The sequence below is a fragment of the Corallococcus macrosporus DSM 14697 genome, assembly GCF_002305895.1.
In the GTDB taxonomy this organism is placed as follows: domain Bacteria; phylum Myxococcota; class Myxococcia; order Myxococcales; family Myxococcaceae; genus Myxococcus; species Myxococcus macrosporus.
This window is the reverse complement of record NZ_CP022203.1, coordinates 2583759-2608869: the sequence shown is the minus strand read 5'-3', so window position 1 is coordinate 2608869 and position 25111 is coordinate 2583759. Positions and strand designations below refer to the sequence as shown.

Sequence of the window (25111 nt, the reverse complement as noted above, 5' to 3'; positions counted from 1 at the left end):
CGGGTCTCCTTCATGATGAGCGCGTCCGGGGCTTGCCCAGCGCGTGAGTCAGGCGGTCCAGCACGATGGCCAGGATGACCACCGCGATGCCGCTCTCGAAGCCCAGTCCGATGCGGAGCTGGGTGATGCCTTTGAGGACCTGCTCGCCCAGGCCCCCCGCGCCAATCATCGCGGAGATGACCACCATGGAGAGCGACAGCATGATGGTCTGGTTCACCCCGGCCAGCAGCGTGGGGATGGCGATGGGGAGCTGGACGTTGAGCAGCGTCTGCCGCGGCGTCGCGCCGAACGCGATGGCCGCCTCGACGACCTCCGCGGGCACCTGCCGGATGCCCAGGTTGGTGAGGCGCACCGCGGGCGGCATGGCGAAGATGACGGTGGCCACCACGCCCGGCACCTTCCCCAGGCGGAAGAAGAGCACCGCGGGGATGAGGTAGACGAAGGCGGGCATCGTCTGCATCAGGTCCAGCGCCGGGCGCAGCACCCGCTCCACGGTGCGGCTGTACGAAGCCCAGATGCCCAGCGGGATGCCCAGCACCAGCGCCACCAGCGCCGAGCTGAGGACCAGCGCCAGCGTCTCCATGGTGGCCTGCCACAGGCCCATGTCCTGGATGAGCAGCATGCCCAGCGCGGTGAACACCGCCGTGCCCAGGCCGGACAGGCGCCAGGCGAGCACCATCAGCACCGCGATGATGGCGTAGCTGGGCGGCAGGAGCAGCACGTACTCCAGGCCGCTGATGCACGCGCTCAGCGCCGCCCGGATGACGTCGAACAGGGGCGCGCCCTGTGTGCCCAGCCAGTCAATCAGCTCCTCGAAACCCTCGCCGATCTTGAGTGTGCTCATGTCAGCTCTGCTCCCCCGCGATGCTGGCCAGCAGGGTGGCCCGGCTCACGATGCCGAGGAACGACTGGTCCTCGGCGACAACGGCGATGGGAATCTGCGTGGTGGCCGCCACCGCCACCAGCTTGGACAGCGGCGTGTCCGGGGACGTGGTGGGCAGGTCGGTGACGAGCGCGCCTTCCAGGCTGTGCTTGTCCTCCGCCAGGAGCTTCAGCGCGTCCTCGATGCGCACCAGGCCCACCAGCTTGCGGGCCTGGCTGGTGACGAAGAGCGTGGAGGTGCCCGACTCGCGCATCCGCTTGACGGCCACGGCCGGCCCGTCCTTGGGGTGCACCACCGACTCGGGCCGCCGCATGACGCTTCGCGCGGTGAGGACCTTGGTGCGGTCCACGTGCTCCACGAAGGCGCGCACGTAGTCGTCCGCCGGGCGGGTGAGAATCTCCTCCGGCGTGCCGAGCTGCGCGATGCGCCCGTCCTTCATGATGACGATGCGCCCGCCCAGCTTCAGCGCCTCGTCCAGGTCATGGGTGATGAACACGATGGTCTTGTTCATCCGGGACTGGAGCTCCAGCAGCTCGTCCTGCATCTGCCGGCGGATGAGCGGGTCCAGGGCGCTGAAGGCCTCGTCCATGAGCAGGATTTCCGCGTCGGTGGCAATGGCCCGCGCCAGCCCCACGCGCTGCTGCATGCCGCCGCTCAGCTCCCGGGGCAGCTTCTCCTCGTAGCCCTTCAGGCCCACCAGCTCCAGCGCCTGCATCGCCTTGGGCCGGGACGCGCTCCGCTCCAGCCCCTGCATCTCCAGCCCGTACTCCACGTTCCGGATGACGCTGCGGTGGGGCAGCAGGCCGAAGTTCTGGAACACCATGGCCATCTTCCGGCGCCGGACGTCCAGCAGGCCCGCCCGGTCCGCCCGGGTGACGTCCACGCCGTCCACGTGCACGCTCCCCGCGGAGGGCTCGATGAGGCGGTTGAGACACCGGAGCACCGTGGACTTGCCGCTGCCGGACAGGCCCATGATGACGAAGATTTCGCCCGCCTTCACGTCGAACGAGGCCTCCTGGATGGCGACGGTGCAGCCCGTCTCCTCCAGGATGTGCTGCTTGCTCTTGCCCTGCTCCAGCAGGGCGATGGCCCGCTCCGGGTGCCCGCCATAAATCTTCCGCAAGCCACGGACTTCAATCTTCTCCATGGTGTCTCTCAGAAGTAGTAGCCGACGTTGATGTTGAAGCGCGTCTCCCAGGGCGCGTTCGGGTCGCCCTCCGCGAGCGCGTGGCCATAGCTGGGCCCCAGCCAGGGCTGATTCTTCCCGCTCGCCACGTCCAGGTAGGTGTAGATGGGCCCCGCGGTGACGAGCATGCCGAGCGAGTTCTGCATCGACGTCTCGAACGCGGCGTCGGCTTTGTCGAAGAGGCTGAAGTTCTCGTAGAAGGTCAGCTTCGAGATGGGCCCCCACGCCACCGGCACGTCGTACGCCAGCCCCGCCGAGTAGACGGTGCCCCGGCTGGCCATCTTGTAGGGCGCGTCATAGGCGCCCATCATCACGAAGCTGTCGTCCTGGCCTTCGGGGTTCTCCAGGTCATAGCCGTAGGTGAGGACCTCCATCCGGAGGTTGAACCGGCCGTAGTAGCCGTCCAGGTGCACCGCGCCCGCCCAGTTCACGCCGTTGCGCTTCGTGACGCTGTTGTAGATCTGCCCGGCCTGGCCGGAGATGCCCACCTCGGTGCGGCCCAGGTCGCCGTGCTGGAAGGTGTACGCCGCGCGCGCGTTGAGCTTGTTGCTCTCGTGGTTCGCGCTGTCCACGCCCAGGTACGCCTCGCCCGGGTTGGCGCTGTTCACCTGCACCACGTCATAGGAGTAGCGCGCGCTGTCCGTGCTCCGGCCGGTGAAGGTGCCCTCGTCGCTCTTGTAGAAGGCGAGCTGCAGGTCCCACGGCCCCTTCGTGTGGACCAGCTTCAGGCCCATGTCGTAGTCGTCCTCCATGCCCATGTAGTACGGCAGGGAGAAGAACCAGCCATGCGAGGCATAGGGCAGCACGCCGAACGGCACGCGGTGCACGCCCAACTGGAGCTGCGTGGCCTTGGAGAACTCGTACCCCACCCAGCCGTGGTGGAGCATGGAGTACCCCGAATAGAAGCGGTACTCGGCGGACAGCAAGAGCTTGGACAGCCTGGCGTCGGCGTTGAGCCGGAACGTGTCGAAGGCCACGTCACCACCGCGGTTGCGGTTGTCCTCCTCTCCAGCCCACGTCTTGAGGAAGGCGTTGATGCGCAGCGCCCCGCCCACCTTCAGCATGTCCGGGTCTTCCGACACGGCCTCGGCTTGCTCGGCGTCCTCGGCCCGGGCGTCGGGCACGAGCAGGCAGGTCAATCCAGACAGGAAAAAGGCACGGGTGAAATGAGTCAAACGGGTGGACAACCGCAACTCCTGGCAATGGACGACAGACGCGAGCGGACCCGTAGCAGGCCGCGCTCGTCCTGAACGCCAGCGATGGCACAAGGGGCGGTCCTCTCCCGGTCCGCACTCAGCGAGGACGCTGGCGCTCGGGACAGTCCACCCAGGGAACAGTGCGAACAGTCGTTAACAGGTCAAACGGATGACGTCTAGACCTTTGAGCTCAAACAATGTGTGCAAGCGGCGCTGTCCGCCCGCTCGGAGGCCAGGTCCCACCTGCCCGGCAGCCCACACGGGCGGTTCAAGGGGCGCGCAGCACCGTCACGGGGTACGTCTGGGACGCCCTGCGGATGAGGAGCGTGGCGGGGCTGCCTGGCGCGCCGAGCTCTCGCTCGCGGGCCTCGCTCACGTCGAGCACCGTGGCGCCATCGATGGCACGCACCACGTCCCCCACGCGCAGCGCGCCCTGGTGTGCATCCTCCAGCAGGCCGCTCACCGTGACGTCCTTGCCGTCCATCCCGAAGAGGATGCCCAGGCGGCCCGGCTCGACACGCGGCGGCCCCAGGCGCCAGTCGCCCACGTCCCGCACCTGGCCCGAGGCCAGGGTGACCTGGCGCTCCGCGCGCGCCGTCGTCCGGCTCCACGCGATGAGGCGATGCGTGCCGGGCGCGAGGTCCGTCAGCGAGAAGTGGCCATCCGGCCCCGTCGCCGGCGAGGTGATGCCCTCCACGTCCACGTAGGCCTGCGCCACGGGCGCGCCAGTGGCGTCCACGAGCCGGCCGCTGACGCCGCCTCCCGCCTCCACCACGACCTCGACCTGGGTCGTGCCACCCGAGGTGGTGACGGCCTGCGCCTTGCCCGCGCGGCCATCCGGCAAGGTCGCGGTGACGCTCACCGGCCCCACGGGGGCGTCCTCGACGGTGAAGCGCTCGCCGGGGAACTCCAGCTCCTGGAGGGTGAGGAAGTCCTCGTCGCCGCGCGTCGCGGAGACCACCACCTTGAAGCCCTTCACCGCCCGGCCGCCCGCCGAGCGCACGGTGCCCGTCACCCGGGCCGCTGGAGCGAGCGGGAGCGTCACCGCGTCCTGGGACGCGGCCACCGAGGGCAGCTCGCCCCGCCGCCCCCCATTGGTGGCCCAGATGCGCAGCGCGCGCGAGCTCACCGAGTCCGCGACCACGGTGACCTGTCCCGACGCGTCGGTGACGTCCTCCACCAGGATCTCGTTGCTGCCCACGTCGCTCGCCATCACCGTGGCCGCGACGCTGGGCGCGCCGTTCGGCTCCACCACGGTGACGCGGATGGGATGACGGGCGTCACGCACCTGGAGGTCCACGCGCTGCGTCTGGCCCGCCTCCACCTCCGCGTTCTTCTCCTGGTCACCATTCTGGCTGCCCGTGTCGGCCAGCCACGCCCTCAGCTTGTAGCGGCCTTCGCGCACCCGCATGGACCACGTCCCGTCCCGCGCGACGGGCACCTGGAGCGACTCCGTGTGCGCGGTCCCCTCCCGCATGGCGTACACCGTGACGGGCCTGCGTGGCGCGCTCCCATCCTCCATCCGGACGGTGCCTTCGAGCACGCCTTCACCCGAAAGCTGGATGCGGAGCTGGCGCGTCTCGCCCTCCTTCACGCTCACCCGCTCACGGACATGCATCTGGCTGCCGGGGCGGCTCGCGGCGACGAAGAGGTCGCCCGGAGGCACGTCCTCCAGGACGAAGGCACCGGCCGCGTCGGTCGCCGCGCTCAGGACGCCTTCAACGGGGCGCCGGCCCCAGCGATGCTCGGCGGTGAGCAGGATGCCCGCCAGCGGCGCGGACGCCGCGTCCACCACCGTGCCCTCGATGCGGCCATTCGCCAGGAGCTCCGCGACGAGCTCGAAGCGCTGGCCTTCCAGCACGCTGATGCCCTCTCGCGTCAACGAACGGAACCCCTTCGCCTGGACGCGCACGGTGTAGGTCCCCGGCGCCAGGCCCTCCGCCTCGAAGCGCCCCTCCGCCGACGTGACGGCGCTGGCGGCCGGCGCGCCCACCGCGTTGGGGAGGAGGGCCAGCGCGCCGGGGGTGATGCTCACCACCGCGCCCTCCACGGGGGCCCCTGAGTCCTTGCGGCGCACGTCCCCCGCCACGGCCGCGGGCTGCCCCAGGCGGATTCGCAGCCCGCCCACCGTCATGCCCGCGCCCACCACGACGCGCCCTTGCGCCGTGCCCGTGAGGCGCCCCTGCCGCGCGGAGACCTCATGGACGCCGGGCACCACCTCCAGGGAGAAGGCGCCGCCCTCGCTGGTCTCCGCGTGCAGGGGAACGCCCATTCCGGAGGCCGTGACGAGCGCGCGCGCTGCGGGCGCCCCGCCCGAGCGCTCGACGAAGCCCTCGATGAAGGCCGAACCGTCCATTTCGACGGTGAGCGCCGCGCCCGGCACGAGGACCCGCTCGACGCGCGTGGGCGCGTGCCCGGGGGCCTGGGCCTCGAGCTGGTACTCGCCAGGCGCGAGGCCCTCGAAGCGGAACGCGCCCCGCGCGTCACTGGCGGCGGTGTGCCGCGCTTCTTCGGGGACGTCCGGGGTGCTGGCGGCCAGCGGCGTGCGCGGCGTGAGGGTGAGCCGCGCCAGCGAGACGGGCTCACGCGAGGCCCGCGCCACCGTGTGGCCCTCCAGCACCGCGCCCGCCTCCAACGTGAGCCGCACCCGCGTGCGCGCCTCGCCCCGTGGCCGGGTGACGCTCACCTGGGCGGGTGCGACCCCCTCCGCCTTCGCGCTGACGAGGTAGCGCCCCGGCCGCGCGGGGAGCACCACCCCACCCGAGGCATCCGTGGAGCCCTGCCCCGCGATGAACCAGGACGCGCCGCCGCCCCGCCGGAGGTCGCGGGCCCCCAGGAGGTACGCCGTGACACGCGCGCCTCGCACCGGCCCGGCGCCGGTGACGACCTCGACGTGGAGCACGCCCTCCCGCTCCCGCATCGGCTCGGCGACCCACGGCGTCCCCGTCTCCTCTCGTGAGGCCGAGGGACTGGACGGCGCGGCGCCCTGGCTGGCGGAGGCGGAGGCCTGTCCCTCCCGCCGGGCACGGTCGCCTTCCGTGAGGGACGCCGTCGCCTGCTCCGGCGAGGTCAGCACCCGCCAGCCGAGTGCGGCCCCCAGCAACAGCACGACGACAGCCACCGCGAACGTCCTCTTTCGAGCCATGGCTCCTCCCCAGGGGGGCATCCTGCCGTCCGGCGGCGGTGCGCGGCCAGCCCACGCCGCCCTGAAGCCTCCGAATCCGTGGAGCGCGAGGCGGGCGCCGTGGCGGTTCGTCCCTGTCGGCGCGCGCCTCCTCCCGAATCCCAGACAGGCTCGCGGGCCTCACGTACCTCCGGGGCCTCCAGCGGGACGGCACCAACGGCCCCACGGTGGACTCCAGACAGACGGACGCGCCTTTCGGAATGCCCCATAGACAATCAGTCCCTGTAACCTTTCATGTCACAAGGCCTGCGGGGATGTTTCAGATGTGACACCAATCACTCGACGTGTATCCAGGCCTGACATCATGGTAGAGAAAGGCGCCGTCCAATCCACCCCCACCAGAGTACCCACCATGCCCCTCTTCTCGCGAAAAGTGCTCGCTCTCCTTGCATTCTTCATGTCCTCGACCGCGCTGGCAGGGGAGACGTGGGTCCAGGGACGCGCGACGCTCCACGCCTGTGTCTACGCCCACACCTATGAGGCCCAGGTCGAGCTGAACTACCGGAACTACGACCTGCCCTGGGGCACCTCCGTCTATCTCATCTACGGTTGGGGCGGGCTCAACAACTTCGTGCCGTACGACTGGGAAGACACGCAGACCATCGAGGTCTTCGCGTCGGCGCCGTGGACGTGGAGCACCACGGTGACGAGCATCATCTCCACCCGCACCACGCCGAAGTGGGCCGAGCACATCGACTTCGTCTGGAAGGTCGTGCTCCCCAACGGCCACGAGTTCTACGAGAAGGGCAACAACTCCACCTGGGGCTACTACGCCGCCAGCCTCCTGGACATCGCGGACCGCCCGTGCACGTCGGACGGCAACTTCGTGGGCCCCATGTACCCGCTGTCGGTCACCTCCATCGAGAAGTGGTAGCCATTCCGCCTCCAGCGCACCGGCGCGCCCACGCGGCGACGTGGCGCGAACGCCTGCTCAATGCAGCGTGAACACGCCACGCCGCGCATCCCAGGAGAGGCCATGGCGCCGCAGCAGCGGCGTCAGGTCTGTCACCACGGACGGTGGCTGCGCCATGGAGTCGAAGCGCAGCAGGCGGAGCGTCCGGTCCGAGGCGGCTGACGCCAACCACGCACCGTCAGGCGTGAAGGCCACCGCGGCGACGAACCCCTGCTGTCCGGGCACCTCGCCCATGAAGGCTCCGTCGGGCAGCCGCCAGACCTTCACTTCGCCGCCCACGCCTCCGGACACCACGAGCGCGCCCTGGGGCGCCACCGCGAGCGACAAGACGCCCACCGTCCGCTCATCCATCGACGTCAGCACACGGCCTTCTTCGAGGCTCCAGAGCCGGATGGGCTGACGCATCCCCGCCGTCAGCAGCGCCCCGGACGCCAGGAACGCCACGGCGCGGACCCGGTCGCCCGCCTCCAGGACGCGCTGCGACGTGCCCCGCGCCACGTCCCAGACGCGCACCGTGTGGTCCGCCGCCCCTGACGCCAGTCTCTGTCCCGTGGCGTCGAACGCCAGGGCCCACGGCTTCCCGGTGTGCCCCGTCAACCGGGCGACCTCTGTGGCGGAGGCGAGGGACCAGAGGACGACGTCCTGCCCTACCCCCGCCGCGAGCAAGGCGCCGTCCGGACTGAAGGCCAGCGCCCGGATGGACTCGGGCGCGGCGGGCATCACCATCACCTGACCGCCGGACCGCACGTCCCGCACTTGCACCTCGCCCTTCAACGTCCCCACCGCCAGCAGCCGGCGGTCCCTGCTCACGGCCACGGCCCCCACCGCGTCCGGAGTCTCCAAGCGGGAGTGGAGCTCGCCGCTGGGCGACACGGACCAGCGCCGCAAACCGTCCTCCCCACCCGACACGAAGGCGCCTGGCCCCACGGAGGCCAGCACCTCCATCCAAGCGGGGGCTTCGCGCAGCAGGACGTCCGGTGGAACCTCCGGCCGCGACCAGACCTTGAGGACGCCGTCCATGCCCCCGGAAGCGAAGGTGCGGCCATCCGGAGACAGGGCCACCGACATCACGAAGGTCCGGTGGGCGTCCAACCGCTCCAGCACCTCGCCGCCGCGCGCATCCACCCACTGCACGCGCCCCTCCCAGCCGCCCTGCACGAACTGCTGGAAGCGGGCGTCGATGGCGACGACGGACAGCTCGCCCGTGTTTCGCTGCACGTCGAGCAGCGCCCCCGTCCGGGCATCCCAGAGACGGAGGGCGCGGTCCGACGACGCGGTCATCACCCGCTCGCCATCCGCCGAGAACGCACACGAGGTCACCTTGCCCCCGTGGCCCGTCAACCGACGCAGCTCGCGGCGCTCCACCAGGTCCCACACCCGCGCGGTCCGGTCGAGGCCCGACGACACCACCCGGCCTCCATCCGGCGCGAAGGCCACGGCGCTGACGATGTCGTCGTGCGTGAATCGGAGCACTTCCGCGCCATCCCGGACGCTCCAGACTCGAACGGTCCGGTCCAGACCGCCGCTCGCCAGCCGCTCGCCATCCGGGGAGAAGGCCAGGCCCAGCACGACGTCCGCGTGCCCGGACAGCAAGGCCACCCTGCGCCCCTCCTTCCAGTCCCAGAGCCAGAGCGCCCCGGGCCTGCCCGCGGCGGCCAGCCACCGGCCGTCCGGGGAGAAGGCGACGGCGTGGAGCTCGGCTTCATGGCCCTTCAGCTCCGCCACCTGCGTCCCGGTCGCCACGTCCCAGACGCGCACGATGGCGTCATGGCCCCCTGACGCCAGCAGCCTGCCGTCGGGCGAAAACGACAAGGCCAGCACGGAGCCTTCGAAGGTCTTCGCCCACCGGAGCGCGGATGCACGCGCGGTCGCCCAAGCCTGTCCCCAGCGCGCCGTGGGCGAGTCCTCCGCCTGGCGCGCGGCCGCGAAGCAACCCGACGCCAGGGCCCACTGCCGCGTCTCCACCGCCGCGTCACCCCGGGCACGGAAGAGCTCGGACCGGGCGTCTCGCGGCGCCACCTCCTCTGGCGCGGGACGCAGCCCCGCGCAGGAGACCGTGAGCAGGACGAGGACCCACCAACACGAACGCACGCGCATCCTGGCTTCATGCCCCGGGAGACGGACGGGACACAATCCCCCTTCGCGCGGCGCTCAGGGCCATGGTGGAGGACGAGCATCGTCCGCGTCACTGGCGATGCGGGACAAGGCCGCAATGAAGACACATGCCTCCCCTTCCGCGACAAAGCTTGACGCTCCCAAGGCGCCACGAATCCCGAACCCACACGGCTTGCCCAACCACGTTCAATACATCATCAGTCACGCGCTTTTCCGCCCGGCGGTCTGCCGTGGCGTGTCGCGGCGCCCAAGGCAGACGCCACGGCATGGACGACCGTCACCGCCGCTCCGCTCACGCGGGCATCGGGCCCACCAGGCGCCCCGCCCTCGCCCGTCCGTCAACGCGTGCCTGGGCGCCCCCTCCTGGCCTCCTGCCGCGGACGTTCCTCCGCGCTCGGCGGCCGTCCCTAGCTTGGCTGTAGGGGCCCTTCCATTCCTGGCCCCACGGAGGACAAAGCCATGCCCTTGGATCCACAGCGTGAGCCTGCGCGGACAGGCGGAGGACAACCACCCGGTCTGCTCCCCGACCGGGTCGAGCAGCTACGAGCCCGGCTGCGCGGCCGGCTCGTGCGCCCCGATGACGCGGACTACGAGGAGCACTGCCGCGTCTACAACGCCATGATTCACAAGCGCCCGGCGCTGATTGCCCGATGCGCCGACGTGGCGGACGTCCTCGCGGCGGTGGCCTTCGCACGAGAGCAGGGCCTCCTCCTCGCGGTCCGTGGCGGCGGCCACAACGGCGGAGGACTGGGCACCTGTGACGGCGGCCTGGTCGCCGACCTGTCGCCCATGCGCGGCGTCCGGGTGGACCCCGCGTCGGGCACCGTGCGCGTCGCGGGAGGGAGCGTCTGGGGCGAGGTCGACCACGCCACGCACGCCTTCGGGCTCGCCGTTCCGTCAGGCATCATCTCCACCACGGGCGTGGGAGGGCTGACGCTGGGTGGCGGCATCGGGCACCTCACGCGGCGCTTCGGACTCACCATCGACAGCCTGCTCGCCGTGGACATGGTGCTGGCGGACGGGCGCTTCGTCACCGCGAACGCCGAGCAGCACCCGGACCTGTTCTGGGCGGTGCGCGGGGGCGGCGGCAACTTCGGCGTCGTCACCTCCTTCCTCTTCCAGGCCCACCCGGTGGACACCATCCTGGGCGGCCCCACGCTCTGGCCCCTGGAGCGCGCGGCCGAGGTGATGAAGTGGTACCGCGAGTTCATCCCCGCGGCGCCCGAGACGCTCAACGGCTTCTTCGCCTTCCTGACCGTGCCGCCCGCGCCGCCCTTCCCGCCGCACCTGCACCTGCAGAAGATGTGCGCCGTGGTGTGGTGCTACACCGGGGACCCGGAGCAGGCCGACGCGCTCTTCGCGCCCGTGCGCGCCATGGCCCCCGCGCTGGACGGCGTGCAGGCCATGCCCTTCCCCATGTTGCAGAGCGCCTTCGACGCGCTCTACCCGCCGGGACACCAGTGGTACTGGCGCGCGGACTTCGTGCGGGAGCTGAGCGACGAGGCCATCGGAAGGCACGTCACGTTCGCCCAGCGCCTGCCGACCATGCAGTCCACCATGCACCTCTACCCCATTGACGGGGCGGCCCGCCGGGTGGCCCCGGGCGGCACCGCGTTCAGCTTCCGCGACGCGAGGTGGTCCGAGGTCATCGTCGGCGTGGACCCGTCGCCCGCCAGGGCAGCGGACATCACCACCTGGACGAAGGAGTACTGGGAGGCCCTGCATCCCTACTCGGCGGGCGGCGCCTACGTGAACTTCATGATGGAGGAGGGCCAGGAGCGCGTACAGGCCACGTACCGGGACAACTACGCGCGGCTGGTGGAGGTCAAGGAGCGATACGACCCGAGCAACCTTTTCCGCGTGAATCAGAACATCCGCCCCGGCGAGGGCGCGGCGCTCCGCCATTAAGCCACCATTCGCCCAAGCCCTCGCTCGCCCGGGGCCGCCCCGGTTGGTACCTTCCACGCCCGCAATTCGCTCCACCCCAACCGCGAGGAGACTGAGGCATGGCGACGGGCTTCGAGGATTACCGGATGGAGGACCCCTCGCTCTTGGCGAACGTGCGCGAGGCGCTGCTGCAATCCTACTTCGCGGACTTCGATCCGCTCTTCCTGAAGACGCAGGCCGGTCAGTCGGACATCGCGGACCATGTGGACGGCCGCTACAACCGGTGCGTCGACCACGTGCTGCCCTGGCTCGCGCGGTACACGAAGCTGGGCCAGACGGACATCGTCGAGCTGGGCTGCGGCACCGGCTCCAGCACGGCGGCCTTCGCCCAGGTCGCCCGCCACGTCTCCGGCTACGACATCCACGCGCCCTCCGTGCACGCGGCCCGCAGCCGCATGACGGCCCTGAAGCTGGGCAACGTCGACATGCGCGTCGTGGAGCCCGCGAAGCTGCTGGAGTCGCTGAAGCAGGACAACCCCAACGGCGCCGACATCTTCGTGCTGTACGCCGTGCTCGAGCACCAGACGCCCGCCGAACGCCTGGACACGCTCCGGACCGGCTGGGAGCTTCTGCGGCCGGGAGGGCTGATGGTCGTCGTGGATACGCCCAACCGGCTCGTGTACTTCGACGCGCACACGTCCTTGATGCCGTTCTTCCACCTGCTGCCGCCCGAGCTCGGGTGGCCGTACGCCTCCCGGTCCCCGCGCGAGAACTTCCGCGACACCATGGCCCAGGTGTCCGCGGAGAGCGCGCCCATGATGCTGACGCGGTGGGGGCTGGGCGTCAGTCACCACGAGCTCGAAGTGGCGCTGGGGGACATCGAGCCCTTCCTGGTGGGGACGGGCTTCGAGCCTGAAATCCTCGACATGTTCCCCGTCACCCTCGACGAGGAGGTCTTGCGCCTGTACGTGGAGAAGAGCGGAGCGCGCGTGCCCGCGGCCTTCACCCGGAACACGCTGAACTTCGTCCTGCGCAAGGGTGACAACGCCGACCTCATCGCCCGCCGGAGCGCGCCGCCTCCCTTCCGGCACCTCGCCGAAGTGGCGTCTCACCGTGCCCAGGCCCAGCGCGTCCAGGAGCTGGAGCAGCACCTCCAGGCGCAGGCCCAGCGCATCCGGGAGCTCGAGGCGCACATCGCCACGCCACCCTTGCGGCACCAGCTCGCCGACCACCTCAACGGCGCGCTCAAGCAGACCGCGCTCCACCGGCAGGCCCGGAGGCTCGTTGAATGGTCGGTGGGCCGCGTCAAACGCGGCTCGCGCTGAGCCTCCCCGGCCACCTTCACTGGAACCCGGCGCCCGTGACGCACTCCCGTGAAACACAACATCCGGGAAAAACACCGTCAGGTCTCACCATACGTCACTGAAACACATACCAGCAGAGGTCGAGCGAGCAGGCGGGGCGAAGCAGACCCAATTTACAGCGATGGCTCCTGCGCCCGAGGATGGACGCATTCATGCGTCACCTCCGCATCTTGGCTCGCGCGCCGGCGTTTCACGTCTCATCCGGTGTTTCATCTGGCTCCTCCCGACGCGCCGCGTGGCGCTGGGTGTTGCCGCTGCTCCTGGTGCTCTCCGCCACCGCGAGGGCGGACACCGGCCCCGCGAGCGTCGACTTGCAGGAGGGCTGGCGGTACCGGTGGGGCGACTCACCGCCGGGGCCCGCGGACGTGCCGGCCTGGGCCCTGGAGTCCGGCGACGGGCAGGCCTGGCAACCCGTGGCCGCGCTCCGTGAGCCCCCGGGCCGTCAAGGGCAGACCTTCCTGTGGCTGAGCATCCCCGTTCCCCAGGGCGGGTGGCTGGAGCCCGCGCTCTATCTGGGGACGGTGGCCAATGCCTTCGAGCTGTACGCGGATGGACGGCTCATCCAGTCGGGCGGGAGGCTGAACCCCACGGGCATCGAGGAGACGGACAACCTGGCGTGGCGGCTGGTCCCCCTGCCGCCCTCGGTGGCGGGCTCGCGCCTGCTGCTGCGCATCCAGAGCAGCGGTCCGCTCATCGGCGTGGGGGGCGCGGCCCGGGTGGGCCCCCACCACGCGCTGCTCGCGACGGTGACGCGCACGGGGCTGGCGCCCTTCGTCATGGGCATGCTGCTGCTCACCGTCGCCTGCCTGACCATGGTGGCGGCCCTCGTGCGGCGCCAGACGAAGATGCTGGTGCCGCTCACCCTCTTCGCCGGTGGCTCGGCGGCGATGCTGCTGGGCACCGGCGGCCTGCTCTCCGCGCTCTGGGACGAGTATCTGCTGGGGAGCAAGCTCACGCTGCTGGGCTCGTATTGCATCCTGCCCGGGCTCGGCTGGTTCATCTCGGACAGCATCCTGGAGAACCGGATGCGCTGGTTCCGCTGGGGCGTCTGGGCCAGCTGCGTTCCGGCCGCGCTCCAGGCCATCATCGTGATGGTTGACCTGGGCATGGCGCAGCGGAACCTCAACTTCTTCGTCCTCTACTCCGTGCCCTGCCTGCTCACGTGCGTCATCGTCGCGAGCATCTCGGCGTGGCAGGGCAACCGCGACGCGCGAATCTTCGCCACGGGTCTGGGCGTGTTCTTCGGCGTCGTCATCCACATCTCGCTTCCGGTGTTCGGCCTGGCGGAGTCCACCGATTCGCTCATGCATTGGGGCTTCCTGGCCCTCACCTTCTCGCTGGTGGGCATCGTCGCCCGCCGCTCGGCGCTGGTGGTTCGCGCGCTCGCGTCCCACACGCACCAGCTCGAGGAGCGGCGCGAGGAGGTGAAGCGGCTCGCCCAGGACATGGGACGTGGCGCTGGCGAGCTGGCGACGGTGGTCCAACAGCTGCGCACCTCCAGCGAGGCGCAGACGGCGGGTGTCAGCCGGCAGGCCGCGGCGCTCCGGGAGGCCGAACAGACGGTCCAGGAGATCCGGCAGGGCTCGCTGGTCACCGCGGACAAGGCGCGGCTGCTCGCCAGCTCCATTGAAACCGCGGAGGAGGCGGGGCGGGACGGCGGCGCGGCCATCACCCGCACGCTGACCAACCTGGAAGCCATTCGCCAGGAAGTGTCGGAGATGGCGCGGAGCATCCTCGCGCTGGATTCGCGCACCCGTGAGATTTCCACCATCGTGGACACCGTGAAGGGCCTGGCGGACCAGTCCAACATGCTGGCCATCAACGCCGCCATCGAGGCCGCGCGCAGCGGCGAACATGGACGGGGGTTCGGCGTCGTGTCACGCGAGGTGCGCAGCCTCGCCGACCAGTCCATCCTCGCCACCCACCGCATCCGCGAGGTGCTCGACGGGGTGAGTCTGAGCATGCGGGAGACGGCGAAGATGAGTGAGCAGGGCGAGCAGCGCGTGAAGGCGAGCCTGGACGCGGTGCGCGTCTCCGGCGCCCAGCTCCAACGGCTCGCGGGCATCATCGATGACACCGGCACCAGCGTGCGGCAGATCTCCGCGGCGGTGGCGCAGCAGGACGCGGGCACCTCCCAGATTGCCCAGGCCATCCAGGACCTGTCCGCGCAAATGCAGCACACGCTGCGCACCGTCGAGGAGACGCAGAAGGTGACGGGCTCGGTGCAGACGCTCGCGGAGCGCATGGAGGGGACGGCCCGCCTGGCGCTCCAGGCAGGCGCGCTGGAGGGGTGACGACGCTGGGAAAGCGCCTGGGTTGCGGCGCCGCGCCCTGGGTGCTGAGAAGCAGGGATGGCGCAGAACATCTATGACGACCCTGGCTTCTTCCACGGCTACAGCCAGCTCCGGCGCTCCCAGGAAGGGCTCGCGGGGGCGCCGGAATGGCCCGCGCTGCGGGCGATGCTGCCCGCGCTCCGCGGCCTCCGCGTCCTCGACCTCGGCTGTGGCTACGGCTGGTTCTGCCGGTGGGCGCGGGAGCAAGGCGCCCGGCAGGTCCAGGGACTCGACGTCTCGGCGCGGATGCTGGAGCGGGCCCGCCAGCTCACCTCCACCGGCGACATCGTCTACACCCAGGCGGACCTGGAGACGGTGGAGCTGCCCCACGCCCGCTTCGACCTCGTCTACAGCTCCCTGGCCTTTCACTACATCGAAGACCTGCCGCGTCTGCTCGCGAAGGTCCACGGCGCCCTGGTTCCGGGCGCCGCGCTGGTCTTCTCCATCGAGCACCCCATCTACATGGCGCCGTCCCATCCAGGCTGGCGGGTGGATGAGCGCGGACAGAAGACCTGGCCACTCCACGCCTATCAAGTGGAGGGCCCCCGCACGACGGATTGGCTCGCCAAGGGCGTCCTCAAGTACCACCGCACGCTGGGCACCGTGCTGAACGCCCTGATACACACCGGCTTCGACCTGCGCCACGTGGACGAATGGGGACCGAGCGCGGCCCAGCTCGCCGCCCAGCCCGAGCTGGCCGAGGAGCGGGAGCGCCCGATGATGCTGCTCGTGTCCGCGCGGCGATAGGCGACTGGCTACAGCCGGACCTGGAGCCGGAGCCCCGGCTGGAGCCAGAAGTGGAGCGCCTTGTCCTCGATGTCCTCGGACACCTCCGACCAGCCCAGGCGGGCCGAGGCACGCGAGTACTGGCCCACCGTGGCCACCGCGTAGGGCCCCAGCCAGACCTGGGAGGACAGCCGGAAGTCCAGCCCGCCCTGCAGGTGGACGAGCTCCATTCCCCGCATCGAGCTCGAGCCCCGGATGTCGCCCGACGACGCCTCGAACTCCGCGATTTCGTACCCCACGCCCAACCCCAGCCACGGGCTGAGCGCGCCGGTCGTCGTGACGTGGTAGTTCACATCCACGCCGAAGCGCAGCACGCGGCCCTCACAATCAATGGTCACCGGGCAGAGGTCCGGGTTGACCTGCGCGAACCCGACCTGGCCGTAGATTCCCAGAGAGACATTGCGGTTGAGGAAGTACCCCACGTCGATTTGAGGCGCGATGGCGCCCTCGAAGCGGTCATTCAAGGGAGCATTCTCAAACGCATCACCCACCGGCACCCCATAGCCTCCGCGCAGTCCCAAGGTGAAGCCCGCCCCCGAGCTGTCTGCTTGGGCGACGGCGGGCACCGCCAGGAGAAGGGTGGATGGGAGCAGGAGCGACCGGACGCGGCTTCGAAAGGAGCTGTTCACGGCGCCGCGCCTCTGCAATGGCATGGCCAACCGTCCACGCCGTCATTTCGCGGGCTTTTCGCCAGGCCACGTCCCGCCGTGTGCATCCCACTGCACAGCCGGTGCGAACCCCCCTTTCCATCGGCCCATCCCGGTGAAGGGGGCAGCCCGCTCCACTTCGCGCCCCGGAGCGGCTGGGATGTGCGGCATTGGCGGCGTGGTGGGTCGGGTGCATGGGAGGCCCCGACGAGCAGGCAGACGCATTCGGTGAGCAGGCGCTGAGTGGAGCCACCGCACCGTGTCCCGGACGCCGAAGGGAGAACGGAAGTTCCTGGGGCCCTTCAGCGAGCAGGAAGTCACCCTCAGCCTGGCCGACCTGCCCGCGCATGACGAGGTCGAGGTCCGCCTGGAGCTCTTCGTCCTGAAGTCGTGGGATGGGAATGACGCGGCGAAGGGCCCCGACCGCTGGGTCGCGAGCGTGGACGATGGGCCCATCCTGCTGGATGCCACCTTCTCCAACGACGCCGCGCCGTTCGATGCACGCTACGCGCAGTCGTACCCGGAGCCCTATCCCCAGGGCAGCTATCCGGGCCTCACCGGCGCCGCGCAGAAGGGCAAGCTCGGGTACCCGGATGCGTCCGGCTACGGCAGCCGGGGCGACGCCATCTACCCGCTGACCTTCACCTTCAGGCACACCGGAGACCGGCTGACGCTCCGCTTCGCGGACCCGCCGCGCGGCGAGGCCAACGAGCAGTGGGGGCTGGATTCGGTGCAGGTGCGGGTCCGGAAGAGGAAGACGGGGGACCTGCTGGTCAGCAACAACGTGAGCAACAGCGTGCTGCGCTACGACGGGAAGACGGGCGTCTTCCTCGGCTTCTTCATCCCGCCGGGCAGCGCCGGGCTCTCCAACCCGCAGGAGCTCGTCTACGGACCGGATGGCAACCTCTACATCGCCAGCTTCAACACCCGGGAGGTGCTGCGCTTCAATGGGAAGACGGGCGCCTTCATCGACATCTTCGTGCCCGCCGGCAGCGGTGGCCTGGGCTTCCCCGGCGGCCTCATCTTCGGCCCCGATGGCAACCTGTACGTCGCCGACAGCTTTGGCGGCACCAACAGCGTGCTGCGCTACGACGGGACCACGGGCGCCTTCATCGACGTGTTCGCCTCGGGCGGCGGGCTGTTGGTTCCCCAGAAGATGGCCTTCGACAAGAAGGGGAACCTGTTCGTCGTCAGCATCCTGGGCAACAACGTGGTGCGCTACGACGAGAATGGAGCGTTCTTCCCCGCGGCGGGGCAGTCCGGCGCCATCTTCATTCCGGGCATCGATGCCGTGACGGTCGCCATTGGCAAGGACCACAAGCTCTACGTCGGCACCACGGCTGGCGATGACGTCTTGCGCTTCAACGCCAGGACGGGCGCCTTCATCGACGTGTTCGTCGAGCCGGGAAGCGGCGGGTTGACTGACTTCGTGGACATGGAGTTCGGCCCGGACGGCAACCTGTACATCCCGGACTTCCTCCCGGGGACGGTGCTGCGCTACAGCGGGAAGACGGGGGACTTCATCGACGTCTTCGTCGGGGTGGGGACTGGCGCCAACGCGGCCACCCTGACGTTCATGCCCTCCAAGCACCACCACAAGCCACACGGATACGAAGCGGACTGAGGTCCACCGTCCCCAGCGGCGCAACGCGCGGCCACGCCTCCGCTCCCGGATGAGCGCCACGAGCGCTCGAAGGCTGGCGGGGGCGTGCCGCTTCGCATGACGGCCGCCACGCTCCAGCGCATTCGCGAGGCCTCCTGCATTCAGTGCGCCTCAGGTCAGCTCGGGTGCCCGCCGCTCTTGCCGGACGCTGGCGCGGAGCCCCCACGCCTCCGGCGGCGGCGCCTCGACGGAGGACTTCCGGAAGCACCTCCCAGCTCGCGCAACACCCGCGCCCGGACACCGCCCTCCAGGTGAAGCTCCCGCATGAGCGCATGCACCTGCCGGCCCCCATGGGGATGGCGCAGGGCCTCGCTCAGGCGCTCGACGACATCGATGCGCAGGGCCACGCTCCCGAGCACCTCGTACCCGTAGGCGCGCGCCTCCCGGCCGTCCAGCGAGGAGGCCGGGAGTACGGGCTCACGCGGCACGCCCATGGGCACCGGCCGTTGCAGGAACAGTGACGTCAGCATGCGGCGCCGCTCCAGCGCATGCGGGGCCAGGGCCTCCGCGACGTAGACGAAGCGGTGTCCCTCACAGACACCCTGCTCGCGCAAACGCGCCCGGGCCTCCTCATCCAGGAGCCGCCACTGCTCGCGTGCTTCCCCCTGGCTGATCACCCCCAGCCCCTCGGAAAGGCGGTACGCGAGCCCCCGCGCCACGGGGGAGCGCCCCGCGCCGGAAAAGGACTCCGCGGGGAAGCCGCCCATGGCCTCGGTGACGAGGTCTCTCGCCAGCGCGAGCAGCCGCCGCTCCAGCCGCTGCCGGGCGCCGGCCGTCCAGACCTCCGGCTCCGCCAGCGCCAGCAAGGGGGAGCGGCGGTCCGTGCCACGAACGAGGCGCGCCAGCGGCTCGCCCTCGAAGGAGATGACGCCCGCCGCGTCCACCTGGAAGGCGTCGTGGCTCGCGTCCACCACGCGCTGGACGAACTGCTCCTCCGTCATCGCCGAGCCGTCAGCGCCCGGCATCTCGTCCAGCAGGTGCCCCAGCTTCGCGAAGGGACTGTCGGAGCCGGCCGCGGGCCGCGCGGTGGGCCGCGCGAAGCGGCGCGCGCTGCGCCTCGCCGCCCGCTGCACGAAGCGCTCGACGAGCCGCTCATGGAGCGCGTCCCCCAGCGCATCCTCGATGCCACGGGTGCGCGCCTGCCACTGCTCCGCCTCGCGCAGCCAGCCCGGCCGGTGGCTGATGTACGTCCAGATGCGGATGGCCGCCAGGCGGTCCATCAGCGTGTGGAGGTCGCCGGACACGTCGTCGAGCGGCGACACCTGCTTGTTCAACCAGGTGGGGTCCAGCCGCCCGTCTCCGGCGGTGAGCTGCAGGAAGGTCTCCCGCAGCAGCGCGACGTGCTGCCCGAAGAGCCCCTTGCGGAAGTCAGGTATCTGGCAGACCTGCCACAGCAGCTCCACCATGGCCGGCCCCCTGGCCAGCTCCTGGATGGCCGGCACGCGCGAGAGGTCCTTGAGCGCATCGAAGTCGTCCGCGCGCTCCACGCGGATGAAGGCGCTGTGCCCCGGCGCGCGCGCCAGCGAGTCCAGCAAGGCCTCCGGGCTGGAGAAGTCGAGCGCCGAGTTGCGCCAGATGAGGCTCCGGACCGCCGGGAAGCGGTGCGTTTCAATGGCGGAGACCACCCGCGGCGGCAGCTCCGGCAGCGTGTTCAGGGTGCCGAAGCTCCCGTCGTTCAGGTGACGCCCGGCGCGTCCGGCGATCTGCGCCAGCTCATCCGGGTAGAGCTCCCGCTGGTCGGCGCCGTCGAACTTGGACAGCGCGGCGAAGGCCACGTGGTTGAGGTCCAGGTTCAACCCCATGCCAATGGCATCCGTGGCCACCAGGTACTGCACCTCCCCGGACTGGTACATGGCCACCTGGGCGTTGCGCGTCCGGGGCGACAGCGCCCCGAGCACCACGGCCACGCCGCCCCGGAGCCGCCGCAGCGACTCGGCCAGCTCGTACACGCGGTCCGCGGAGAACGCGACCACCGCCGACCTCGGCGGGAGGCTCTTCAGGGAGCGATGCCCGGCGTAGCGAAGCTGCGACAGGCGGGTGGCGCGCTTCACCGACGCGTGGGGGATGAGCGTCTGGACCATGGGCCGCATGGTGTCCGCGCCCAGGAACCAGGTCTCCTTGCGTCCCCGCGCATGAAGCAGCCGGTCCGTGAAGACGTGCCCGCGCTCGCGGTGGGCGGCGAGCTGGATTTCATCCACCGCGATGAAGTCCACGGCCTTGTCGGTCGGCATCGCCTCGACGGTGCAAATCCAGTAGTCGGGGCGCGGGGGCAGGCGCTTCTCCTCCCCCGTCATCAGGGCCACCCGGCCCTCGCCCACCCGGGCGGTCACCCGGTCATAGACCTCCCGGGCGAGCAGGCGGAGCGGCAACCCCATGATGCCCGAGTCATGTTCGAGCATGCGCTCGATGGCCCGGTGCGTCTTCCCCGTGTTCGTGGGCCCCAGCTCCGCCACGACGACGGACGACCGGCTGGATGGGCTGGCGTTCATCCGCGGATTCTAACCTCGGGGCAGCCCCGCCGCCCGGCGCTCCTGGCGGCGAGGCCCCTCCCAGTCCAGCCCGGCGAGGACTCCGGATTGACCGACCCTGAAGCTGCGCCCCTCCCGCATCTGGACCACGACGCCGCGGACATCGTGGCGGCCCCATTGACATGTCACCTCGCGGGCCGAACACGTCAACGGGCGCGTCATCACCCTCCGGCGCGAATCAACCCTCGGGAAGAACAGCGGTCCGCCAGGGGCGTGCGGTGGCACGACAAGTGCTCTGTCCCAGGCAAACCCTGGCACATCCTCAAGGAGCCGCTCTCATGTGCACGAACTTCCTCATCGTCGCCAAGGACTCGAGCGCCGTCGTCGGCCGCAGCATGGAGTTTGGCGTCGACCTTCATTCCAAGCTGAGGGTCCACGCCCCCGGGGAGACCTTCCGCTCTCCGGCGTCCATGCTGAACCCCCATGGGCTGACGTGGACCTCGAAGCATGGCTTCGTCGGCGTCACGGGAGACCTCTTCGGCATCACCGCCATCACGGATGGCCTCAACACGGAGGGGCTGTCCGCGGGCGCGCTCTGGATGCCTGACTCCCAGTTCCCCCACGCCACCGACCCGGCCAAGGCCCTGGCGCCGGAGCTCTTCGTGAGCTGGGCGCTGGGGAACTTCGCCACCGTGGAGGAGGTGTACGACGTCCTCGTGCGCAAGGAGGTCCAAATCTGGCACAGCGAATGGCTGACGAAGCTCGCTCCGCTGCACTTCCCCATTCACGATGCGAAGGGCAACAGCCTGGTCGTGGAGTTCATCAACGGAGAGATGAACCTCTACACGGGCGAGGACAACCCCGTGGGCGTCCTGACCAACCACCCGACCTTCCCAGAGCAACTGCAGAACCTCAGGAACTATGCGCGGCTGAGCCCGTATGACACCGACCCGGTGACGTTGGGCTCCGCCCAGTTCAGCCCTCACGGGTGCGGCAGCGGCATGTTCGGGCTGCCAGGGGATTCGACGCCGCCCTCTCGCTTCGTCCGTACCACCTACCTCCGGCAGGCGGCGCAGGTCCCCACCAACGCGCACGAGGCGAGCGTGCTGGCGCTCCACCTGCTCAACGCGGTGGACATCCCGCTGGGTACCAGCCGCAAGCACGCGGATTCGCCCGACCAGGAGAAATGCGACCACACCCTCTGGGTCGTGGTGAAGGACCTCACGAACCGCGTCCTGAACATCCGCTTCTACGACAGCTTCGCCGTGCAGTCGGTGGACCTGAAGACGCTCGACTTCGCCGCCGCCGCGAAGCGCAAGAGCATTGACGTCCCTCCCATCACGTCGGGCATCGACATCACCGCGCGACTGGCGGGCTGAGCGCCCTGGTGCGGCGCCGGGCATCCCGATGCGGACGCCCGGCCGTCCCGGCAGCTGCCATGGCAACCCACGCCAGCCTCATGACCTGGCGCGCGGCATCTCAGTGGATGCGCAGGGCCAGCTTGCCCAGGTGATGCTTGCTCACGGCCTCCAGCGCGCGCCCCGCGTCATCCAGCCGGTACACCTGAGCGACCTCGACGTGGAAGGGCCCTGCTTCGATGAGCCGGTTGAGGCGCGCCAGGACGTCCGGGTTGGACTTGCCGTCGTAGGAGGACAGCTTGACGCCGTCAGGCGCGCGCGGCACCGGCTCCACGCCGTTCGGGTACGCGATGTGGCCGCCCTTCTTCACGGCCTGAAGCGCCTTGTCGATGCCCTCGCCACCCGCGAGCACCAGCGCCGCGTCGAACCCGTCCGGCGCGAAGTCCCGAACCGCCTTCGCCAGGTCGCCGTCGCCGCGTCCATCCACGGCCTGCTCCGCCCCCAGGCGCTTCACCAACGCCACGCCGTCCGCGCCAGAGGCCACCGCCATGACGCGCGCGCCGAGCCGCCTGGCGAGCTGCACCGCCAGATGGCCCACGCCGCCGCTCGCGCCGCACACCAGCACCGTCATGCCTTCGCGGATGCTCAGCGTGTCCTGCACCCCCTGAAGCGCCGTGATGCCGTCCGCGGCCAGGACGCCCGCCTGTTCCGCGCTCAACCCCTTGGGCATGGGCGCCGTGTCGCCCGCCTTCACCACCGCGTACTCGGCGAAGAACCCGCCCTTGTCGCTGAGGAAGCCAGAGGCGTACACCCTGTCGCCCACCTTGCGGTCCTTGACGCCTTCCCCCACAGCCACGATGGCACCAGCCCCGTCCGTCCCCAGCACATAGGGGAAGGATGACTTGCCCGGCTTGAGCTCCTCCATCTCGCCCTCACGCTCCGCCGAGTCCCATTGGCCGACACCCGCGGTCTCCACCTGGATGAGCACCTCTCCCGGGCCCACGGGAGGAACGGAGACCGTCTTCATGCCGAGCACCTCCGGCCCACCGAAGCGGTCAATGGCGGCGGCCTTCATCTGCGATGGAATGGACGTCTTCATGGAGGATTCCTCGCGGGCGGAGTGCTCACGCCCCGACAGGGTTCTCCCGGAGGCTGGGCACTCCCCCCATGGAATGCAGGGCCCGGCGCGAAGCCACGAGCCAGGGCACGCTCCCATGCCCGCCCGCGCCGCGCGCCCCATCACCGAGCGTGGAGGCGACCGCTCGAAGTGAGGCCCTGACGCAGCGCGGGCAGGTTCATCCCCGGTTCCTGCGCGGCCGGTGACACTTTCATGGCGTTTGGCTGCGACCCAGGACCTGCCACCTTCACCCCGCCAGCGCTTCGCGGGCGACCATGTGGATTCCCAGCAGCATCAAGCCGGCCAGGAAGCATGTCCGGAACAGCGCGGGCGGAAGCCGCTGGCGCAGCCCCTGTCCGGCCTGCATCCCCAGCAGCGCCGGAGCCAGCATCAGCAGGGACAGCCCCCAGTGCGCGCCGCCGGACTCGGGCGCGTTGACGTAGAGCCCCGCCGCCAGGGCAAGCGTGGACACCGTGAACGAGAGGCCCATGGCTTGAATCAACTCCTCGCGCTCGAACCCCAGCGCTTGGAGGTACGGCACCGCGGGGATGACGAAGACGCCCGTCGCCGCCGTGACGAAGCCGGTGAGCGCGCCCACCCAGGGCCCCACGTACTTCTCCCCCACCGGCCCCACCGCGATGCGGGCTCCGCTGAGGGCCCAGAGCGCGTAGGCGACCAGCGCCACGCCCAGCGACACCGTGGCCCAGGCCCCCACGGGCGCGCCCAGCACCCACGCTCCGGCGAGCGTCCCGACACAGACGCCGGCCTGCATCGGCGCCAATCGCCGCAACAAGGGACTCAGGGTCGCCCCGGGCCGAAGCTGCCAGACGTTGGTGACCAGCGAGGGCACGATGAGCAGGGCGGCCGCGGTCGCGGGCGGCATCACCAGGGCCAGCAACGCCATGGCGATGGTGGGCAGGCCCAGGCCCACCACGCCCTTGACGAAGCCCGCGAGCACGAAGACGGCCACGGTCAGCAAGAGATGGTCGGTGGATGGCATGGGCGCGGCCCCGAACGAGAAAGGGATTCGACCCGGCGAGTCTGCGTGCCCCCCGGCGGCCTGAGAATTCGGAAGGGCCCGCTGCCGCCTCAGGCTCCGCCTGAGGGTGCCCAGGTGCGCCCCGCTTCGCCGCGCGCCTCGCCGCGCCGTGAGCGCGCTATCGTGGCGGACAGGAGCACGCGACACACATGCCGACGACGAAGAACACCCGCCCCACGACGAGCAGCACGACCTCGCGTGAGGACACCGAGGCCCGGGTACGTGAGGCCCTGGCCGAGCTCGAACGCCTCGCCTCACCCACCGTGCGGGACGGACTCGCCCGGTATGGGATTCCCGCCGAGCACGCCCTGGGCGTGGCGATGCGGGACATCCAGGGGCTCGCGCGTCGCCTCGGGAAGGACCACGCGCTCGCCACGGCCCTGTGGAAGACCGGCGTCTACGAGGCACGCATGCTCTGTGCCTACGTCGGTGAAGTGGACCGCGTCACTCCCGCCGAGATGAACCGGTGGGCCCGTGACTTCGACAGTTGGGCGGTCTGCGACGGGCTCTGCTTCGCGCTCTGGGACCGCAGCCCGCATGCCTGGGCCATGACGGACACGTGGGCCGGCCACCGCGACGAATTCGTCAAGCGCGCGGCCTTTGCCCTGCTCGCCTCGCTCGCGGTCCACGACAAGGCCTGTGAGGACGCGCCCTTCCTCGGCGCGCTGGCGCTCATCGAGCGCGAAGCCACCGACGGCCGGAACTTCGTCAAGAAGGGGGTGAACTGGGCCCTGCGCGCCATTGGCGTCAGGCGCAGCCCTCCCCTCCGGAAGGCGGCGCGCGCCCTGGCCACCCGGCTCGCGGCCAGCGGTGACGCCACCGCGCGCTGGGTGGGGAAGGACGCGCTGCGCGCCTTCGCCAAGGCGGATGCGAAGCCGCCGAAGCCCGAACCCAAGGCGACCCGGAAGAAGGCCGCGGCGAAGACGCCGAAGCGCTCGCGCGGCTGAAGCCCGGTACGGGGTGCAGTGCCCC

17 protein-coding genes are annotated in these 25111 nt (G+C 70.5%); 8 read left to right on the top strand and 9 right to left on the bottom strand.

Features of this window, described 5'->3' with window-relative positions; all coding sequences use genetic code 11:
• Positions 1 to 10: 10 nt before the first annotated feature.
• The 4 genes from MYMAC_RS11180 to MYMAC_RS11165 form a co-directional block, all read right to left on the bottom strand.
• Complete coding sequence (locus MYMAC_RS11180; RefSeq protein ID WP_095958082.1) at positions 11 to 844, bottom strand: ABC transporter permease; 834 nt, start codon at positions 842 to 844, stop codon at positions 11 to 13.
• Between the two features lies 1 nt (position 845).
• Entirely contained in the window at positions 846 to 2030 is a 1185-nt protein-coding gene (locus MYMAC_RS11175; protein ID WP_013938832.1) for a quaternary amine ABC transporter ATP-binding protein, read from the bottom strand.
• A gap of 8 nt (positions 2031 to 2038) precedes the next feature.
• Entirely contained in the window at positions 2039 to 3193 is a 1155-nt protein-coding gene (locus MYMAC_RS11170; protein ID WP_239989478.1) for a hypothetical protein, read from the bottom strand.
• Positions 3194 to 3533: 340 nt separating this feature from the next.
• Positions 3534 to 6410, bottom strand: coding sequence for a carboxypeptidase regulatory-like domain-containing protein (locus MYMAC_RS11165; protein WP_095958080.1), 2877 nt, complete (start codon positions 6408 to 6410; stop codon positions 3534 to 3536).
• A 436-nt stretch (positions 6411 to 6846) separates the two neighbouring features.
• Here MYMAC_RS11165 and MYMAC_RS11160 point away from each other — a divergent pair, with 436 nt between their 5' ends.
• Positions 6847 to 7323, top strand: a complete 477-nt coding sequence (locus tag MYMAC_RS11160) for a hypothetical protein (protein ID WP_095958079.1) — start codon at positions 6847 to 6849, stop codon at positions 7321 to 7323.
• Between the two features lie 57 nt (positions 7324 to 7380).
• Here the strand turns inward: MYMAC_RS11160 and MYMAC_RS11155 are convergent, their stop codons facing one another.
• Positions 7381 to 9459 (bottom strand): WD40 repeat domain-containing protein, encoded by a 2079-nt coding sequence (locus MYMAC_RS11155; RefSeq protein ID WP_095958078.1) that lies wholly within the window; start codon positions 9457 to 9459, stop codon positions 7381 to 7383.
• A gap of 477 nt (positions 9460 to 9936) precedes the next feature.
• Between MYMAC_RS11155 and MYMAC_RS11150 the strand changes: the two genes are divergently transcribed.
• The 4 genes from MYMAC_RS11150 to MYMAC_RS11135 all read left to right on the top strand — a co-directional run bounded on the left by MYMAC_RS11150 (position 9937) and on the right by MYMAC_RS11135 (position 15808).
• Entirely contained in the window at positions 9937 to 11385 is a 1449-nt protein-coding gene (locus MYMAC_RS11150; RefSeq protein ID WP_095958077.1) for an FAD-binding oxidoreductase, read from the top strand.
• Positions 11386 to 11483: 98 nt separating this feature from the next.
• Positions 11484 to 12689: a class I SAM-dependent methyltransferase gene (locus MYMAC_RS11145; protein ID WP_095958076.1), complete on the top strand. Its 1206-nt coding sequence runs from the start codon at positions 11484 to 11486 to the stop codon at positions 12687 to 12689.
• A gap of 179 nt (positions 12690 to 12868) precedes the next feature.
• Positions 12869 to 15022: a methyl-accepting chemotaxis protein gene (locus MYMAC_RS11140; protein ID WP_095958075.1), complete on the top strand. Its 2154-nt coding sequence runs from the start codon at positions 12869 to 12871 to the stop codon at positions 15020 to 15022.
• A 57-nt stretch (positions 15023 to 15079) separates the two neighbouring features.
• Positions 15080 to 15808 carry a class I SAM-dependent methyltransferase gene (locus tag MYMAC_RS11135; RefSeq protein ID WP_095958074.1) on the top strand — a complete coding sequence of 243 codons (729 nt, stop codon included), beginning with the start codon at positions 15080 to 15082 and terminating at the stop codon, positions 15806 to 15808.
• A gap of 8 nt (positions 15809 to 15816) precedes the next feature.
• On the opposite strand, the gene MYMAC_RS11130 is transcribed toward MYMAC_RS11135, so the two are convergent.
• A complete protein-coding gene (locus MYMAC_RS11130) occupies positions 15817 to 16476 on the bottom strand; it encodes an outer membrane beta-barrel protein (protein ID WP_420810036.1) in 660 nt (219 codons plus the stop codon).
• A 277-nt stretch (positions 16477 to 16753) separates the two neighbouring features.
• Between MYMAC_RS11130 and MYMAC_RS11125 the strand changes: the two genes are divergently transcribed.
• Positions 16754 to 18118: a Vgb family protein gene (locus MYMAC_RS11125; RefSeq protein WP_239989476.1), complete on the top strand. Its 1365-nt coding sequence runs from the start codon at positions 16754 to 16756 to the stop codon at positions 18116 to 18118.
• A 155-nt stretch (positions 18119 to 18273) separates the two neighbouring features.
• On the opposite strand, the gene MYMAC_RS11120 is transcribed toward MYMAC_RS11125, so the two are convergent.
• Positions 18274 to 20646, bottom strand: coding sequence for a helicase-related protein (locus MYMAC_RS11120; RefSeq protein ID WP_095958073.1), 2373 nt, complete (start codon positions 20644 to 20646; stop codon positions 18274 to 18276).
• A gap of 317 nt (positions 20647 to 20963) precedes the next feature.
• On the opposite strand from MYMAC_RS11120, the gene MYMAC_RS11115 reads away from it, so the two are divergent.
• The gene (locus tag MYMAC_RS11115; RefSeq protein WP_095958072.1) at positions 20964 to 22004 is read left to right on the top strand and encodes a linear amide C-N hydrolase; all 1041 of its coding nucleotides are present in this window, start codon (positions 20964 to 20966) and stop codon (positions 22002 to 22004) included.
• A gap of 100 nt (positions 22005 to 22104) precedes the next feature.
• Here MYMAC_RS11115 and MYMAC_RS11110 read toward each other — a convergent pair whose 3' ends face one another.
• Positions 22105 to 23082 carry an NADP-dependent oxidoreductase gene (locus MYMAC_RS11110; RefSeq protein WP_204817514.1) on the bottom strand — a complete coding sequence of 326 codons (978 nt, stop codon included), beginning with the start codon at positions 23080 to 23082 and terminating at the stop codon, positions 22105 to 22107.
• Positions 23083 to 23347: 265 nt separating this feature from the next.
• Positions 23348 to 24100: a sulfite exporter TauE/SafE family protein gene (locus MYMAC_RS11105; RefSeq protein WP_095958071.1), complete on the bottom strand. Its 753-nt coding sequence runs from the start codon at positions 24098 to 24100 to the stop codon at positions 23348 to 23350.
• A 188-nt stretch (positions 24101 to 24288) separates the two neighbouring features.
• Here MYMAC_RS11105 and MYMAC_RS11100 point away from each other — a divergent pair, with 188 nt between their 5' ends.
• On the top strand, positions 24289 to 25086 hold the full coding sequence (locus MYMAC_RS11100) for a DNA alkylation repair protein (RefSeq protein WP_095958070.1): 798 nt from the start codon (positions 24289 to 24291) through the stop codon (positions 25084 to 25086).
• Positions 25087 to 25111 lie beyond the last annotated feature (25 nt).

What these genes read in the sequence shown, in the direction of transcription:
- MYMAC_RS11115 (WP_095958072.1), top strand. Translation starts at nt 20,964, where the DNA reads ATGTGCACGAACTTCCTCATCGTCGCCAAGGACTCGAGCGCCGTCGTC.
- MYMAC_RS11155 (WP_095958078.1), bottom strand. Translation starts at nt 9,459, where the DNA reads ATGCGCGTGCGTTCGTGTTGGTGGGTCCTCGTCCTGCTCACGGTCTCC.
- MYMAC_RS11140 (WP_095958075.1), top strand. Translation starts at nt 12,869, where the DNA reads ATGGACGCATTCATGCGTCACCTCCGCATCTTGGCTCGCGCGCCGGCG.
- MYMAC_RS11165 (WP_095958080.1), bottom strand. Translation starts at nt 6,410, where the DNA reads ATGGCTCGAAAGAGGACGTTCGCGGTGGCTGTCGTCGTGCTGTTGCTG.
- MYMAC_RS11105 (WP_095958071.1), bottom strand. Translation starts at nt 24,100, where the DNA reads ATGCCATCCACCGACCATCTCTTGCTGACCGTGGCCGTCTTCGTGCTC.
- MYMAC_RS11160 (WP_095958079.1), top strand. Translation starts at nt 6,847, where the DNA reads ATGTCCTCGACCGCGCTGGCAGGGGAGACGTGGGTCCAGGGACGCGCG.
- MYMAC_RS11120 (WP_095958073.1), bottom strand. Translation starts at nt 20,646, where the DNA reads ATGAACGCCAGCCCATCCAGCCGGTCGTCCGTCGTCGTGGCGGAGCTG.
- MYMAC_RS11110 (WP_204817514.1), bottom strand. Translation starts at nt 23,082, where the DNA reads ATGAAGACGTCCATTCCATCGCAGATGAAGGCCGCCGCCATTGACCGC.
- MYMAC_RS11180 (WP_095958082.1), bottom strand. Translation starts at nt 844, where the DNA reads ATGAGCACACTCAAGATCGGCGAGGGTTTCGAGGAGCTGATTGACTGG.
- MYMAC_RS11135 (WP_095958074.1), top strand. Translation starts at nt 15,080, where the DNA reads ATGGCGCAGAACATCTATGACGACCCTGGCTTCTTCCACGGCTACAGC.
- MYMAC_RS11100 (WP_095958070.1), top strand. Translation starts at nt 24,289, where the DNA reads ATGCCGACGACGAAGAACACCCGCCCCACGACGAGCAGCACGACCTCG.
- MYMAC_RS11145 (WP_095958076.1), top strand. Translation starts at nt 11,484, where the DNA reads ATGGCGACGGGCTTCGAGGATTACCGGATGGAGGACCCCTCGCTCTTG.
- MYMAC_RS11175 (WP_013938832.1), bottom strand. Translation starts at nt 2,030, where the DNA reads ATGGAGAAGATTGAAGTCCGTGGCTTGCGGAAGATTTATGGCGGGCAC.
- MYMAC_RS11150 (WP_095958077.1), top strand. Translation starts at nt 9,937, where the DNA reads ATGCCCTTGGATCCACAGCGTGAGCCTGCGCGGACAGGCGGAGGACAA.